Source organism: Hydrotalea sandarakina, assembly GCF_003254115.1.
Lineage (GTDB): Bacteria > Bacteroidota > Bacteroidia > Chitinophagales > Chitinophagaceae > Hydrotalea > Hydrotalea sandarakina.
Genome location: NZ_QKZV01000006.1, coordinates 169,574 through 186,275 on the forward strand (window position 1 = coordinate 169,574; position 16,702 = coordinate 186,275).

Below are 16,702 nucleotides of genomic sequence, written 5' to 3' on the forward strand. Positions count from 1 at the left end.
CACCTATTTCAACAATTTATTAAGGCTATTTTGTTTAATGTTAATAAGCGAATGTATTAACTTGCCACTTTATTCAAATATGAATGTAGCATGGACAGTTTAAGAGAACAATGGCTGATATTAATTTCTACTCCTATTTATTTAGTTGTAATCGGCATTGAATTAATGCTGTCGCATTTACAACACAAAAAAGTTTATACATTTAAAGACACTGTTACCAACATTTATTTAATGCTTTTAAACAGTGGTATTGATTTAATTTTCAGGCTTTTTTATGTAGGTGTTTGGCAATATTGTTTTTTACACGCATGGCATACATGGGCTAACTATGGATGGACCTATTGGGTGTTATTATTATTAGGCGAAGATTTCTTGTATTATTGGTTACACAGATTTGACCATGAAATCCGCTTCTTTTGGGCTACGCATGTAACACATCATAGTTCACCGGTTATGAATTTTACGGTAGGCTTCCGTTCTTCTGTGTTTGAACCACTATATCGCTTTATTTATTTTATACCATTAGCATGGTTGGGCTTTAGACCGGTTGACATTTTATTCATGTATTCAGCCACCCAAATTTGGGGCATTTTTGTACATACCGAATGTATTGGAAAATTAGGATGGTTGGAATATATTTTTGTTACTCCATCGCATCACAGAGTGCACCATGGTTCAAATCCAAAATATTTGGATAAAAACATGGGTATGTTTTTAATAATTTGGGATAAATTATTTAATACTTTTCAAGAAGAAATTCCCGCAGAACAATACCAACCCATACATTATGGTTTAACCAAAAATTTAGAAAAGCCGAATGCATTCACCATTATTTTTCATGAATGGATTGCTATATGGAAAGATGCATTACAAAAGGGATTGACTTTTAAAGAAAGATTGGGCTATATTTTTGGCCCTCCGGGTTGGAGTCACGATGGCAGCAGGCAAACCAGTAAAGATTTGCAAGCCATGGAAAACTTACAACAAAGTTTTGAAACCGGCATCCCCAATAACAATGAAACAACATCCGGTTTACAGGTACAAACAGTGAATGTTCAATAAGAAAACGCTGATATTTCTTGCAATAAATGGTTAAAAACATTTACCGGCTTGCATTCATTGCTACATTTTAGGGTTTCTACATGGTTTCCACAGATTAAACATTAGCATATAAATGAAGTTAATTCCGCTTAACTTTGCGCATCTTTTAACGTGGTCAACCTACATATATTATGAATTTGTTTCAAATGCAAAATGAAGAATTCAGGAATCGTCATATTGGACCTACACCTGCCGATACTGAGCAAATGCTGAACACCATTGGTGTTGATAGTATAGATACCTTAATACACAAAACCATTCCAGCGAGTATTCGCTTAAAAAAACCGCTTAATTTACCTAATTCCATAAGCGAACAGGCTTTTTTGAATGAAATAAAACGTATTGCCGCACTAAACAAAGTTTATAAAACTTACATTGGGCAAGGATATTTTAATACCATTACCCCTTCTGTTATTTTACGTAATGTTTTTGAAAATCCGGGTTGGTACACCCAATATACCCCCTATCAGGCCGAAATATCACAAGGAAGATTAGAAAGTTTATTAAACTTTCAAACCATGGTAGCCGATTTAACCGGCTTAGCAATAGCCAATGCATCGTTGTTAGATGAAGCTACCGCTGCTGCTGAAGCTATGATCATGCTTTTTCATCATGCCAACAAGACTGAAAATGCAACCAAACACCAATTTTTTGTCGATGAACATATTTGGGGCCAAACTAAAGACGTATTAATAACACGTGCCAAACCCTTAGGTATTAATTTAGTATTTGGACAATACCAAAACGTATTATTAGACGATACTTTTTTTGGTGCATTTGTTCAATACCCTGCCGCCAATGGTGTTATACCTGACTATAGAGGTTTTATTGCTAATGTACATGCAGTTGGTGCTTATGCAGTAATGGCCACCGATTTAATGGCACTAACCTTACTTACCTCACCGGGTGAAATAGGTGCCGATGTAGCCATTGGTTCTGCTCAACGTTTTGGGGTGCCCATGGGTTATGGTGGACCTCATGCGGCATTTTTCGCTACAAAAGATGAATTTAAACGCAACATGCCCGGCCGGTTAATTGGTGTTAGCGTTGATGCACAAGGTAATAAAGCTTTAAGAATGGCTTTACAAACTCGTGAGCAACACATTAAACGCGAAAAAGCTACCAGTAATATTTGTACGGCACAAGCGCTTTTAGCGAACATGGCTGCCATGTATGCGGTTTATCATGGTCCGAATGGTTTGAAAAACATTGCTAAACGTATTCATATACTTACGGTTGCTTTACAAAATGCATTAAAAGCTTTAGATTATACTATAGCCCATCATCACTTTTTTGATACCATCTTTGTTGATACTGAAGTTCAACAAATAAAAAATATAGCTGAAGAACAAGGCATTAACTTCTATTATCCTAATAACAATACCATCGGTATTACAATAGACGAAACAACAACCCAAGATGATATACTGAATATTGCTATGGTATTTGCCGCTGCACGGGGAAATGATACCGCTGCAGTAACTTTTGATGCAATATTTGCAGAAGAAAATCATATCCCTGAATTTGCACATCGCCAATCAAATTATTTAACACATCCTGTTTTTAATACGCATCACAGTGAAACACAAATGATGCGTTACATTAAACAGTTAGAACAAAAGGATTTGGCTTTAAATACCAGCATGATTTCATTAGGCAGTTGCACCATGAAATTAAATGCCGCCACAGAAATGATTCCGGTAAGTTGGCCTGAATTCAGTCAACTTCACCCATTTGTTCCTGCCGAACAAGCAAAGGGGTATCAAATAATCATTAAAGAACTGGAACAATATTTATGTAGTATTACGGGCTTTGATGCTTGCAGCCTTCAACCCAACAGTGGTGCACAAGGTGAATATGCCGGATTATTAGCTATTAAAAGATACCATGAAGCCAATAACAACCATCACAGAAATGTGGTATTAATTCCTATATCAGCACATGGTACTAACCCTGCCAGCGCGGTTATGGCAGGCATGAAGGTGGTTGTTATTAAAGGAACTGCTGAAGGCCACATTGATGTTGCTGACTTGAAAGAAAAGGCTGAATTGCATAAAAATGATTTGGCCGGATTAATGGTTACCTACCCATCAACACATGGTGTTTTTGAAGAAAGCATTAAAGAAATTTGTGCCATTATACATGAAAATGGCGGGTTGGTGTATATGGATGGCGCTAACATGAATGCGCAAGTAGGCTTAACCTCACCTGCTGAAATTGGTGCTGATGTTTGCCATTTAAATTTACATAAAACCTTTGCTATACCACATGGTGGCGGTGGCCCCGGTGTTGGTCCAATTTGCGTAACTAAACAATTGGCACCCTTTTTACCCGGACACATTTCAATTAACCACCACTTAGGCACCGGCGCTGTTAGTGCTGCCCCGGTAGGTTCTGCATCTATACTATTAATTAGCTATGGGTACATAAAACTGTTGGGTAAAGAAGGCGTTAAAATGGCTACAGAATATGCAATTTTAAATGCGAATTACATGAAAGCCCGTTTAGAACCTTTTTACAAAATTTTATACACGGGCACCAATGGTTTTGCAGCACACGAATTTATTGTTGACCTGCGCCCCTTTAAACAAAGCGCAGGCATTGAAGCTGAAGATGTTGCAAAACGCTTAATGGATTATGGATTTCATGCGCCTACTATGAGCTTTCCTGTGCCCGGCACCATTATGATTGAACCTACAGAAAGTGAAGATAAAGCTGAATTAGACCGTTTTTGTGATGCCTTAATAGCCATTTATGAAGAAATTAAAGCTATTGAAAATGGGGTTTCCGACAAAAATGATAACCCTTTGAAAAATGCACCGCATACCCAATTAATGATTGCAGCTGAACAGTGGAACCACGGTTACAGCCGCCAGGAGGCTGCATTCCCATTATACTATGTTACGCAAAACAAATTCTGGCCTTCTGTAGCACGCATTAATAATACATATGGTGACAGGAATTTAATTTGCACGTGTGAACCCATAGAAAGTTATATGGAGAAATAGTTCATTCAATAATTTGCTGCTAAAGAATAATTCATATTGAAAATTAATAATAAAAAAATACTTTCTTTTGCCAACAAAAAAGAGGCTGCCTATTTCAGACAGCCTCTTTTTAATTTAAGACCTTACTGCACGTTCCAATGATTAATGCCCCCATCTGTTTCCTCTATTATTATTTCCACCACCACCGCCGCCGCGAGATGGTGCAGGTGTAAAACGTTGAGCCGGCGCAGGCCTGTTCATTTGAAAATTTTGAAAACGCATTTGACCCCGCTGCTGCATTGCCTGCTGACGTTCTAAATTATGAATTACTTCAGGATGATTATTATTCACGGGTGCCCATTGACGTTGAGGTGTTCTTTGCTCCCATCTGCCTTGTTCATTTCTATAAACATTACCTTGCCTATCACTTAAAATATTATTTTCTCTAACTACATTGCTTGGCATGTTCGGTTGCACATGTTCCCCTCTAACATTTCTGTTGTTACCAAAATTGTTATTCCGAATATTGCTGTTGTTATAGTTATAACGATCGTTACGAATATTTACATTTCTATTGTTATAAACAATTCTATTACTTGTTACAACATCATGACGGTAGTTATAAATATTATTCGTTACAAAACGATTATTGTTAATTACAATTGGACGTCTGGCATAGAACCCTGCATTTCTGCCATAAAATCCATAATTTCTGGGTGACCAGCAATATGGGGGATGATAAATTCTGGGGCCCCACCAACCACCAACCCATCCGTTCCAAATTGTTGTACCAAAGCCAATATTAAACCATCCGAAACTATAATTAAAGCCTACACCCCATCCATACCAAGGATTGTACATCATATTGAAACCCCAGGTAAATGGTCTTGGATAGTAGTAATTACCCCACCATGGTCTGTAATAATAACCGGTTCCATATACAACAGTTGGTCCATAAACAAATGTGTTTAAGTATCCGGGTGTGTAACCCATATAAACCCAGTCGGGTGTAACATCATATATGTACACATATTTTAAGTTATAAACCGGATAACTAGGCGGAATAATATCAATTTCTGCAGGGCGCTCAGTTGCTACACGCCAAGGACCATTAGGTGTTGGTGCTACAAACCATACGCCACTTTCAACAGTATAGTATAAATTACCATAACGAACTACAGACGATGCAGTATTAATAGCATATTGCATATTAGTACCTTCAATAGGTCTAAAGTCAGGTTCGCCATCATAAGTAACATCAGCAGCAGCTTTATTCCTGTCAACTTTTGCAGTTTGAGGAATTTGTGCATCCAGAATTGCTTCTTTCGCCGCATAAGTGCCGGGTACACTTGCTAAAACATTATCTTTTGGTGAACCTTCCGGTATCTTGGCAAAATCGGCAGGAATATTGGTAGCAGGAATATAGCGCCAACTTCCATTCAAACTGTTTGATGTAAACCAACGACCGGAAACTAGAATATAGTACTGTTGTGTATTGGTATCTAAGAAAATATCGTTATTACTATTGGCGGCATACAATAAAGAAGTATTATCAATAGGTACCATATTAGGCTGACCACTGGTTTGAATGAGCTCTGCAGGTTGTGTACTAACAATAATATCAGAATATCCGGTATATACATTATCATCACTTTTATCCGCACTGCTACTATATCCGGCTTGTGCATCATTAGCAGCATCTACAGCACTGGCAATTTTATTTAAATTGGCAGGTGGATTATATGCCGGTTGATAAGGGCCTGTTGCACTTGATGCTTTGTACCAATGTTTTGCGCCATACAAATAAAATTGTCCATCATTATTTCTTACAATTGTAAATGGAGTATTCACAACTGCATCTAACCCCCAGCTAGGATTTCTTTTCATTTTAGGCTCACCATCAATCAATACCAATATTGAAGGTTTACTTGCATAAATAATTTTTGGGGGATTGTTATCAAAATTTTGAGCCAATTTATTTTGCTCCGCATTGTTATCTAATTGTGTCAACAAAACATCCATTGGTATTTCTATACCAGCCTGAGGCAATTGTGATTCAAGCGTAGTTTTCAAATAATTAATATGATTTACATCACTATCGCTACTCAATTTTAAATTAGGTACACGTGTATTGATTAAATGAACAATACGATTATCACGATCAGTTGCTATAGTTGCCACACACCAAAAAGTTCCGAATGTTGGATCGGTATCATTGGGTGATTGAACCGAAACTGCAGAACGAAACTTTAAAATATCACCGGATAAAGATTCGGGCTGAGGCTGATAAATTTTAATGGTTGAACCATCATTCGCCGATATTACTTTTGGCCATTCACTATTTTCCTGAGCTTTAGCTGCTGTTAAGGAAAATAGAAAGGCAATAGCAAATAAAGGCAACATTAGTAGGCGTAATTTTTTCATACACTCAATTTTTAATGAAGTAAAAGTAAATTAGTATCACTTAAAAAACTACTTTATAGACTTTAAAAAGGAATAATAAATTAATGGTATTGACAAAAAATATTGATTTTATAGCAGTTTAACGTTTCTTTTGAATATGGCGCAAATCATAAAGCTTGTTTTTAAAAAAAAAGCAGCACAAATATGATGCTGCTTTACAAAAATGAGGTGATTCGTTATCGGTATATCCAGTTAAATTCATATTCCAATGGAGCTTTAATGCTTGTTCGCTCTGCCACTTTTCTTAGTCGTGCAGGTAAACTCATTAAATAATCTCTTGCTTTCTCAGCCTTATCCGTTAAACCGGTCATATATTCAATGCCCCATTCTTTTACCAATGTTTCAACTATATCGGTATAATCTTTTGAAGTATATACACCCAAGCGTTGGGCAGCATCACTAAAATGCGAGAAAGTTGCTCCAATTTTTTCACCTTGTTGCCGTAGAAAATGAGCAGGCATTACAATTTTTTTGCGCATCATAGTTTCAAAAGCCAACATCATTTCACTGGTATCAATTTCAAAAATTCTTTCAATAAAACTTTTATATGCTTTGGCATGTCGCGCTTCATCACCTGCAATTACACCACAAATTTTAGATAACCTTGTATTGCCATATTTTTTGGCAATAGTTGCTGTTCTTCTGTGCGAAATTTGCGTAGCAGTTTCTTGAAATGAGGTATATACAAAATTCAAGTAAGGATCATTGGCCACACCAATATCCATTCCATCGTTAATTAAATATTGTGTGCTGATTTGCATTTGACGCATATTTACCCTTCCTGATAAATAAATAAACATGTTCAGCAAATCACCATGTCTGTTTTCCTCGGCAGACCACATTCTTACCCAACGGCTCCACCCTTGCGTATTATCATTTACAATTCCCTCTACTTGCATTAACCACCCTTCATAGGTAGGCAATGCTTCTTCAGTAATAATATCACCAACTAATACAGCTAAATAATCGTACGGTAATTCTTTGCATTCCTTTTGCAATTCCTTTACTTCGTCCAAAAAATTAGGATCATTGCTTTGTGGTAAAAAATCGGCCGGTTGCCAATTTTCATCAATAGGTTTTAAGTAGGTTTCAATTATATCATCCATTTCTTTCGACAAATGAACCATTACTTCTTTGCGGGTTGCTTTCTTAATCTCTAACAAGGTTACTAAAATAAATTGTATGAATAAATGGCTGCGAAGGTAAGTTTCCTTTAACCGAAACAATCACACAAACCGTTAATTTTATTTTTTGTTGAAAAATTTGATTTTTGTTATTATCAATTTCTTAACAGAAAAACGTATTTTAATACTTTTATTACCATACCAACACCAAACCCAATTATATGAAATTTCATTGGAGCAAAATTGTGCTTGCCATTGTTTTATTGCTGGCAATAGTATTAATTGTTCTTACATTAACACATAAGCCTTGGCCTCAACAAAATGCCAAACCACAATTCCCTTTGCCCGACTCTGCAATTGTACACATGAGTAAGGCAATTCAAATACCTACTATTTCACCCGAAGATACCCTTCACATTGACACCTTACATTTTCAAAAGTTCAATGAATTTTTATCTCAATCTTATCCGCTTATTCACCAACACCTTACCAAAACTGTTGCCAATGGCTTCAGTTATATTTTTAAATGGCAAGGGCTCGATCAAACTTTGGCACCTATTATTTTAATGGGGCATTATGATGTGGTACCGGTTGAACAAGCATCACTGAATATGTGGAAATACCCTCCCTTTAGCGGTACCGTATCTGAGAAAGCAATTTGGGGGCGTGGCTCTGTTGATGATAAATCGGGGGTAATTGCAATTTTAGAAACCATTGAAGAACTTTTAAAAGAAGGTTATCAGCCCAAACGTACCATTTTGTTGTGCTTCGGCCATAATGAAGAATCTACCGGAACAGGCGCTATGGCCATTGTTGATACTTTGCAAAATTGGGGGGTAAGGGCCGACTTAGTAATTGATGAAGGGGGCGAAATCAGTACAGAAAAACTAAAAGATGTTCCCCGCCCTATTGCATTTATCGGTGTTGCTGAAAAAGGTTACGCAACTTTTCAACTGCAAGTAAACATACCCGGCGGTCACTCATCAAAACCGGCAAAAGAAACAGCTATTGATGTTTTGGCTAAAGCATTATACCAATTGCGCAGCAAGCAAATGCAAGCTCACATTACAGCACCCGTTGCCACTTTCCTAAATCGGGCAGGTGCTTCTTCTTCCAACTTTCTAAACAAAATGCTATTTACCAATCAATGGTTTTTTGGCCCCATCGACAAAAGAATTTTAGGCGCCTCCCCTGAAAGTAATGCAATGATAAGAACCACCATTGTGCCCACAATACTTGAAAGTGGGGTGCGTGAAAATGTAATTCCTACTATTGCTACTGCCATTGTTAACTCAAGAATTTTAACCGGAGAAACTACACAAGACGTTTTGAAGTTTATGAAAAACGTTATTAATGATTATAGAGTAGAAATTAAAATTACCGGCGATTTTAATACAGAGCCTTCTTCGGCTACTGATGTACATGGACCTGCATTTTTAGCTGTACAAGAAGCTATAACAGATGTTGTAAGTAATGTTATACCCGTACCGTATATTATGATTGGTGCCACCGATAGCAGAAACTATAGAAAAATAAGTAATGGTGTGGTAAACTTTTCCGCCTTGCAAGACAGCAAAGGCTATCACGGTATTAATGAACGGTTACCCATTGCTGATTTTACACGTTGCTATAACTTTTACAGACAATTAATTAGTAACAGTGCAGCATTGATACATCCTTAATCGTATCTGAATTTATTTTTAGTATTTTGTTCATTGCATGTTTACCTTTACCCACTAATTACAACAAATGAGTATAGCACTTGGTCAATATAATACTTTAAAAGTTAACCGAAAAGTAGAATTTGGTTTTTATTTAGATGATGGTGAAGAAGGTATTCTTTTACCTAAACGTTTTGCGCCTGCCAATTTAAAAATTGGCGATGAAATAAAAGTTTTCATTTATCACGATTCAGACAATAGATTAATTGCTACCACACAAGAACCTCTAGGTGTTGTAGGGGACATAGTTGCATTAAAATGCGTAAGTACCACACCCGCTGGTGCATTTTTGAACTGGGGATTAATGAAGGATTTATTTGTTGCTAAATCGCAACAAATTACAGGCATGCGTAAAGGAGGAAATTATCTGGTTAAAATCTATATTGATGAACAAAGCAACCGAATTGCCGCATCAGAAAAAATTGATCGCTTCTTAAGTAATGATGAAATTACAGTTGCGGAAAAAGAACAGGTACAATTGTTAGCTTATAGAAAAACAGATATTGGCTACAGCATGGTTATTAATCAAAAGCATTTAGGTTTATTACACGATAATGAGGTGTTTAAAGATTTAACGATTGGTAAAACTTACCCCGGATACATTAAAAGAATTTTACCTGATAAAAAAATTGATGTAGCATTAGGCAAACCGGGTTTTCAAAAAGTAGCTGATGAAGCTGAAACCATTATTCAACTTTTAAAAAAACATGGTGGTTTTTTACCTTTCCACGACAAATCGGCACCGGAAGACATTTACGCAACATTTGGAATGAGTAAAAAAACCTTTAAAATGGTAATTGGCAATTTATTTAAACAAAAGAAAATTGCTTTAACCAAGCAAGGAATTGAGCTTTTATAAAACTTCTTTAAATACATTGTAAAATAAAAAGCGCCCCCAATTAAATTGAAAGCGCTTTTATTAATTATAGAAAACTAATTACTTCTTAACATTTACAGTGATAGCAGAAGACAATTTGCTGCCATATGAACGGTGAATACCATCGGCAAACTGTAAAGCTAACCGATGCTTACCGGGTGTAAGTTGTATGGTAGTTTCTTTCTGTGCGTTTCCAAAGTGTAAGTGTAAACTATCTTTAGGAACAACAATGCCCATTGGAATAGAATCACCGCTATCAATTAATAAGTGATGGTGGCCTGAGTTAGGTATAACATGTCCGGAAGAATCTACACTAATACCATCGGCACCCATTTCTACTTTTAGTGGTGATGAAACCGTTTGCCCATCTTTTAAATTTTTAAAATACACTTTTGCACCAGCCGGAATTGCTGGAACAGGTGGTACCACTTCAGCAGTTTTGGCAGCTGTATCAACAGCTTTTGCCGCCATTGAATCTTTTGAGGCATTAGATTCATTACCTGAATTACATGCTGCAAAAACAATTAATGCAGTTGCTGAAACAAAAAACATTTTTCGCATATGCTTATTTTTTAATTAAAGATAAAACCTCTGTTATTTGAAAAAACTTTTAAATATAGCAAATTAAACAATAGATTATAGCATATGCAGCATTAAAAAAACATTAGATTACTTAGTGAAAGGCATTGAATCGTTAAAAGGTTAAACCATTATCAATTAATTTTGTTCTCTCTTCAAAAATAAATTTTGATTATGATAGCAACAAAAGCTTATGCAGCACAGGCAGCCACAACACCCTTAACACCTTTTCAATTAGAAAGAAGAAACCCGGGCCCACACGACGTACAAATTGAAATTTTGTATTGCGGTGTTTGCCACTCCGACATCCATCAGGTTAGAAATGAATGGGGCAATTCCATTTATCCAATGGTACCCGGACACGAGATTGTAGGACGCGTAACCCACGTAGGCGAACATGTGAAAAATTTTAAAGTGGGCGATTTGGCCGGAGTAGGATGTTTTGTAGATTCATGCAGAACATGTCCTAATTGCCAAGCAGGTTTAGAACAATATTGCGATACCGGCATGATTGGTACTTACAATGCTTTAGATAAAGAAGGTAAACCCACTTATGGTGGTTATTCTACTCAAATTGTAGTAGATGAAAAATATACTTTAAAAGTGCCTACTAATCTCCCATTATCCGGCGTTGCACCACTTTTATGTGCAGGTATTACTACTTATTCTCCACTTCGTTATGTAGGTGTAAAAAAAGGACATAAAGTTGCCGTATTAGGTTTAGGTGGTTTAGGACACATGGCAGTTAAGTTTGCCGTTGCTTTTGGAGCAGAAGTTACCATGTTAAGTTCATCACCCTCTAAAAAAGCTGATGCAGAACGCTTAGGTGCTCACCATTTTGCACTTACTTCAGATAAACAAACCATGCAACAATTAGCCAACTCGTTTGATTTTATTTTAAATACCGTTTCTGCACCGCATGATTATAATACTTACTTGCCGCTATTAAGAACCAACGGTACCATGATTGTAGTTGGTGTACCTCCTACACCATCACAAGTACCTGCATTTAATTTAATAGCAAACAGAAGAAGTATTATAGGTTCATTAATTGGCGGCATTAAAGAAACACAAGAAATGCTGGATTTTTGTGGTGAACACAACATTGTTTCAGATGTTGAAGTAATTGATATTGATTACATTAATGAAGCTTATGAAAGAGTATTAAAAAGCGATGTTCGTTACCGCTTTGTAATTGATATTGCTTCATTAAAAAAATAATTCGGAATTCAATCAAATAAAAAAGCCTGTAGCTTCATATAGCTTACAGGCTTTTTTTATTGAGCATTATTAGCCATTTAAGGTATGCATCATTGCTTCGGGATAACGTGTACCTGCTGCTGCATTTTTCGGAAAAATATTTTCTATTGCTGCTAAATCTGCTGCAGAAAGATGTACGTTCAAAGCCCCAACATTCTCTTCCAAATATTTAATTTTTTTGGTACCTGGAATAGGAAAAATAAAATCGCCTTGTGCTAAAACCCATGCCAAAGCTAACTGTGCCGGTGTGCAATTTTTCTCTTTTGCCAATGAAGTAATTTTATCTACCAATTGCAAATTTTTATAAAAATTATCACCTTGAAATCTTGGTGAAAATCTTCTATAATCATCGGGCGCAAAATCTTCAAACTTTTTAAACTGCCCGGTTAAAAAACCTCTACCCAAGGGGCTATATGGAACAAAAGCTATCCCTAATTCTTTACAGGCAGCCAACATACCATCCTCAGGTTCACGAGACCACAATGAATACTCACTTTGTACAGCCGTAATAGGATGAACGGAATGGGCTTTACGTAAAGTTTCAAAAGAAACCTCACTAAGGCCCAATGCCCTTACTTTTCCTTCTTTCACCAAATTTGCCATAGCGCCAACCGTTTCTTCAATTGGGGTAGCTGGATCTTTTCGATGCAAATAATACAAATCAATTACATCAGTATTTAATCTTTTTAAACTAGCTTCACAAGCTTGTTTTACATATTCAGGTTTACCATTTAATGAACGATTCTCATTATTTGCACCACTACGAACAATGCCAAACTTTGTGGCTAATGTTACTTCAGAGCGATGACCCTTTAAAGCTTTTCCTACCAATATTTCATTGGTATAAGGACCATACATATCAGCAGTATCCCAAAATGTAACCCCTAAGTGCAAGGCATGATGTAATACTTGAATATTTTCCGCATCATTTGCCGGACCATAAAATTCACTCATACCCATACAACCTAAACCAATTTCTGAAGCGTTCAATCCAACGCTTCCCAATTTTTTTTGTTTCATAATTCTATTTTTAAACATTAAAATATTATTGCATCAAATTAGATTTCATCTTTTGAATTTGTTGTTTTGACCCCAGAATAATGAGTTTCATTCCTTCACTAATAATGGTGTTTTCCGGCGGGTTAATGAGAAATCGACCATTTTTTTGTTTAATGCCAATACAATTTACGCCTGTTTGTTTCCATTCCATAATATGTTGTAGAGTTGTATCTTTAATTGCATCAGGCAAATGGCTGTAATCAACTGCTTCAATATTCATGCTTTCATCTTCATGGCCGGTTAAATAATCAATAAAAGCTACCACATCGGGCTTAGAAACAATGGTAGCCATATGCTTACCACCAATTTTATCGGGCATAATAACATGGTTGGCACCTGCTTTTTTAAGTTTTGCAACTGCCGAATTATGCGATGCCCTACTAATGATTTGCAAATGATTATTCAACGATCTGGCAGATAAAACAATAAAAACATTATCCGCATCTTCCGGTAATGTTGTTATTAAACTAACTGCTCGTTCTATCCCCGCTTTCTTTAATATCATATCATCCGTTGCATCACCTTTCAAGAAAATAAGTTGAGGATAAGTTAACATAAACTCTTGAATATGTTTTTCTTCCGGTTCAATTACAACAAATGGTGTTTGCTGATCAATTAATGTAAGCGCAGCCTGCTGTCCATTCCTTCCAAAACCACAAATAATTACATGATGATTTAATGTATCTAATGTGCTCATAATTTTTTTGTTTTTAAAATGTAAGGCCATTTCACCACTTACTATATAACGGGTAACACTGGCTAATGCATAGGTAAATGTTGAAAATGAAAGAATAATAAAAAATATATTGAATATCTTACCCGCATCACTTAATGGCCTTATTTCTTGATAACCCACTGTTGTAATGGTAATAATGGTCATATATAATGCATCTATAAACGACCACTTTTCTATTACCATAAAACCCAAAGTGCCAATAGCTAATATGGCAATAATTATTCCGGCCCATATATATAAAGGTTGCCTTACTTTCAAATTACTAAGTTTTAAATGTTAAGCCACTCCTATTTTAATGGCCATGATAAAATTAAGTTTATTTCAACAGATGTTATATGTAACTTTTTAGATTTATGTTTGCAATAAAAAAATATGGGTGTTGCTGATAAATTGTTTCAATGGAAGCAAAGAAAAGCTGCTGAAAACTTACAAGCAGGTAATGAATTTTTAGCTAAAAATGCACAAAGACCGGAAGTAATTACCCTAAACAGCGGATTACAATATGAAGTACTAATAATGGGAACCGGGAAAAAGCCAATAATTACTGACACAGTAATTTGCCATTATGAAGGGAAATTAATAAACGAAACTGTCTTTGATAGTAGCGTACAACGGGGTAAGCCTGCTGTATTTGCATTAAACAAAGTAATTAAAGGTTGGACTGAAGCATTACAATTAATGCCTGTAGGAAGCAAATGGCGCCTATTTATACCGTCAAATCTGGCATATGGTAATCAACAAGTAGGTTCTATGATAACTCCCAACAGTACACTCATTTTTGAAGTAGAGTTATTGGGAATACAATAGGTATTTACATTTTTTCACTCAACTCCAACCAACGATTTTCCTTTTCGGACAGTAAATTGGTAATGGTAACTAATTGTTCACTCACTTCTTGAATGGTAGAAAAATCTAGATTACCCGCACTCAAGCGTTCGGCTAACTCATTTTTTTTAAGTTCTAAATCCGCAATTTCATTTTCTAACATTTCAAACTCTCGCTTCTCTTTGTAACTTAATTTCTTTTTTTCCGGAACGATTTGAGCGGTTTGTGTTTCTGACGCTATCTTTTTGTCGGCTGTCCGCTGTGGTGGTACTGTCTTTCTTTCCTGTTCTTTCAACCAAATTCTATATTGAGAATAATTACCGGGGAAGTCGCGTATAACACCATCGCCTTCAAAAACAAATAAATGATCAACCAACCTATCCATAAAATAACGATCGTGACTTACAATGATTACACAACCTTGATATTCACTTAAAAATTGCTCAAGTACAGCTAGTGTTGGTAAATCTAAATCGTTAGTAGGTTCGTCTAGAATTAAGAAGTTAGGATTCTGAAATAATACCACCAGTAATTGCAAACGTTTTTTCTCTCCACCACTTAACGATTGTAAATAGGTGTATTGTTTTTCAGGTGTAAACAAAAACATTTCCAAAAACTGTGCTGCACTGATTGACCCACCATTTGCCAAAGGAAAACTCTCTGCGAAGGTTTTCACATATTCAATTACCCGCATGTTTTCTTTGATTACCAAACCGGTTTGCGAATAATTGCCAAATTTTACGGTATCACCAATATTAATTTTCCCGCTATCTGCAGGTTCTAATTGTTGTAACACATTTAAAAAAGTGCTTTTACCAACACCGTTTTTACCCACAATACCAATACGCTCACCTTTTGAAAAAGTATAATCAAACCCTTTTAAAACAGTTAAGTTTCCAAAGCGCTTATACACTTTTTTCATTTCTACAATCTTCCCTCCCAGCCTACTCATTTTCACTTGCAACTGAACTTGTGCATCTTCAATTTTTTGTTTGGCTTTTGCTTCAATATCATAAAAATTGTCTTGCCTGCTTTTACTTTTTGTGGTGCGAGCCTTGGGTTGTTTCCGCATCCATTCCAACTCTTTTCGGTATTGATTTTTGGCTTTATCAATACTAGCCTGTTCACTTTCAATACGTGCAGCTTTTTTTTCTAAATAGTTTTCATAATCACCTTTGTACACATACATATTTTCGCGTTCCAGTTCCCAAATTTCATTGGTAACAGCGTCTAAAAAATACCTGTCGTGTGTAACCAAAAGTAAAGTAACATTTTGCTGACTTAAATAATTTTCCAGCCATTCAACCATTTCAACATCCAAATGGTTGGTGGGTTCATCTAATATAAGTAAGGTATGTTGATGATGAAAGCCAATATCAATTAAAGTTTTAGCTAAAGCAATGCGTTTTCTTTGTCCACCACTTAATACACTAACGGGTTGTTGCAAATGGTGAATATTCAATTTTGAAAGAATTTGTTTCACTTTTACTTCAAAATCCCAGGCATGTAAAAGTTCCATTTGTTCATATAGTTCAGCCATTGCAGTGCCATCCTCTCTATCTGCAGCAGCTTCATAAGCTTTTATTAAGCGTATGGTAGGATTGTTAGAAGTAAATATATTTTCTAATACGGTTAATTCTTCTTGAAAAACAGGTTCCTGATCTAACAAAACAACGGTAATATCTTTATGTATAAAAACAGTACCGGAATCGGGTGTTTCCTTCCCGCTAAGAATACGAAGTAAAGTTGATTTACCAACCCCATTACGGGCAATTAGGGCAATTTTATCACCTTCGTTAATGTGAAAAGTAATATTCTTAAACAAAGGATTTACACCAAAACTCTTCGAAAGACCCTCTACAGTAACATAATGCATGCTGCAAATATAAACAGAATAGAAACGTTCATTTCATCTGCTTTATTCCAAGTAAATGAAATGGACCTTTCCATAAAAAAAAGTATTTAATTTT

Annotated in this window: 12 protein-coding genes; 6 read left to right on the plus strand and 6 right to left on the minus strand. The window is 35.9% G+C overall.

Annotated features, from left to right (window positions below; all coding sequences use genetic code 11):
- Positions 1-90 precede the first annotated feature (90 nt).
- A complete protein-coding gene (locus tag LX80_RS10335; RefSeq protein WP_111296061.1) occupies positions 91-1,062 on the plus strand; it encodes a sterol desaturase family protein in 972 nt (323 codons plus the stop codon).
- A 185-nt stretch (positions 1,063-1,247) separates the two neighbouring features.
- On the plus strand, positions 1,248-4,109 hold the full coding sequence (gcvP, locus tag LX80_RS10340) for an aminomethyl-transferring glycine dehydrogenase (RefSeq protein ID WP_245898039.1): 2,862 nt from the start codon (positions 1,248-1,250) through the stop codon (positions 4,107-4,109).
- A 141-nt stretch (positions 4,110-4,250) separates the two neighbouring features.
- Here gcvP and LX80_RS10345 read toward each other — a convergent pair whose 3' ends face one another.
- Both LX80_RS10345 and LX80_RS10350 read right to left on the minus strand, forming a co-directional pair.
- On the minus strand, positions 4,251-6,512 hold the full coding sequence (locus LX80_RS10345; RefSeq protein WP_111296067.1) for a hypothetical protein: 2,262 nt from the start codon (positions 6,510-6,512) through the stop codon (positions 4,251-4,253).
- Positions 6,513-6,727: 215 nt separating this feature from the next.
- Positions 6,728-7,714 (minus strand): acyl-ACP desaturase, encoded by a 987-nt coding sequence (locus LX80_RS10350; protein ID WP_211307746.1) that lies wholly within the window; start codon positions 7,712-7,714, stop codon positions 6,728-6,730.
- A gap of 182 nt (positions 7,715-7,896) precedes the next feature.
- Here LX80_RS10350 and LX80_RS10355 point away from each other — a divergent pair, with 182 nt between their 5' ends.
- A complete protein-coding gene (locus LX80_RS10355) occupies positions 7,897-9,357 on the plus strand; it encodes a M20/M25/M40 family metallo-hydrolase (protein WP_111296069.1) in 1,461 nt (486 codons plus the stop codon).
- Between the two features lie 67 nt (positions 9,358-9,424).
- On the plus strand, positions 9,425-10,255 hold the full coding sequence (locus tag LX80_RS10360; RefSeq protein WP_111296072.1) for a CvfB family protein: 831 nt from the start codon (positions 9,425-9,427) through the stop codon (positions 10,253-10,255).
- A 78-nt stretch (positions 10,256-10,333) separates the two neighbouring features.
- Here LX80_RS10360 and LX80_RS10365 read toward each other — a convergent pair whose 3' ends face one another.
- Complete coding sequence (locus LX80_RS10365) at positions 10,334-10,834, minus strand: DUF4399 domain-containing protein (protein ID WP_111296075.1); 501 nt, start codon at positions 10,832-10,834, stop codon at positions 10,334-10,336.
- Between the two features lie 192 nt (positions 10,835-11,026).
- Between LX80_RS10365 and LX80_RS10370 the strand changes: the two genes are divergently transcribed.
- Positions 11,027-12,073 carry an NAD(P)-dependent alcohol dehydrogenase gene (locus LX80_RS10370; RefSeq protein ID WP_111296078.1) on the plus strand — a complete coding sequence of 349 codons (1,047 nt, stop codon included), beginning with the start codon at positions 11,027-11,029 and terminating at the stop codon, positions 12,071-12,073.
- Between the two features lie 69 nt (positions 12,074-12,142).
- Here the strand turns inward: LX80_RS10370 and LX80_RS10375 are convergent, their stop codons facing one another.
- Together LX80_RS10375 and LX80_RS10380 are read right to left on the minus strand one after the other, a co-directional pair.
- A complete protein-coding gene (locus LX80_RS10375; protein ID WP_111296229.1) occupies positions 12,143-13,132 on the minus strand; it encodes an aldo/keto reductase in 990 nt (329 codons plus the stop codon).
- Between the two features lie 25 nt (positions 13,133-13,157).
- Positions 13,158-14,165 carry a potassium channel family protein gene (locus LX80_RS10380; RefSeq protein ID WP_111296081.1) on the minus strand — a complete coding sequence of 336 codons (1,008 nt, stop codon included), beginning with the start codon at positions 14,163-14,165 and terminating at the stop codon, positions 13,158-13,160.
- A 114-nt stretch (positions 14,166-14,279) separates the two neighbouring features.
- On the opposite strand from LX80_RS10380, the gene LX80_RS10385 reads away from it, so the two are divergent.
- Positions 14,280-14,714 (plus strand): FKBP-type peptidyl-prolyl cis-trans isomerase, encoded by a 435-nt coding sequence (locus tag LX80_RS10385; protein ID WP_111296084.1) that lies wholly within the window; start codon positions 14,280-14,282, stop codon positions 14,712-14,714.
- Positions 14,715-14,718: 4 nt separating this feature from the next.
- On the opposite strand, the gene LX80_RS10390 is transcribed toward LX80_RS10385, so the two are convergent.
- Complete coding sequence (locus LX80_RS10390) at positions 14,719-16,608, minus strand: ABC-F family ATP-binding cassette domain-containing protein (RefSeq protein WP_111296087.1); 1,890 nt, start codon at positions 16,606-16,608, stop codon at positions 14,719-14,721.
- Positions 16,609-16,702: the final 94 nt, after the last annotated feature.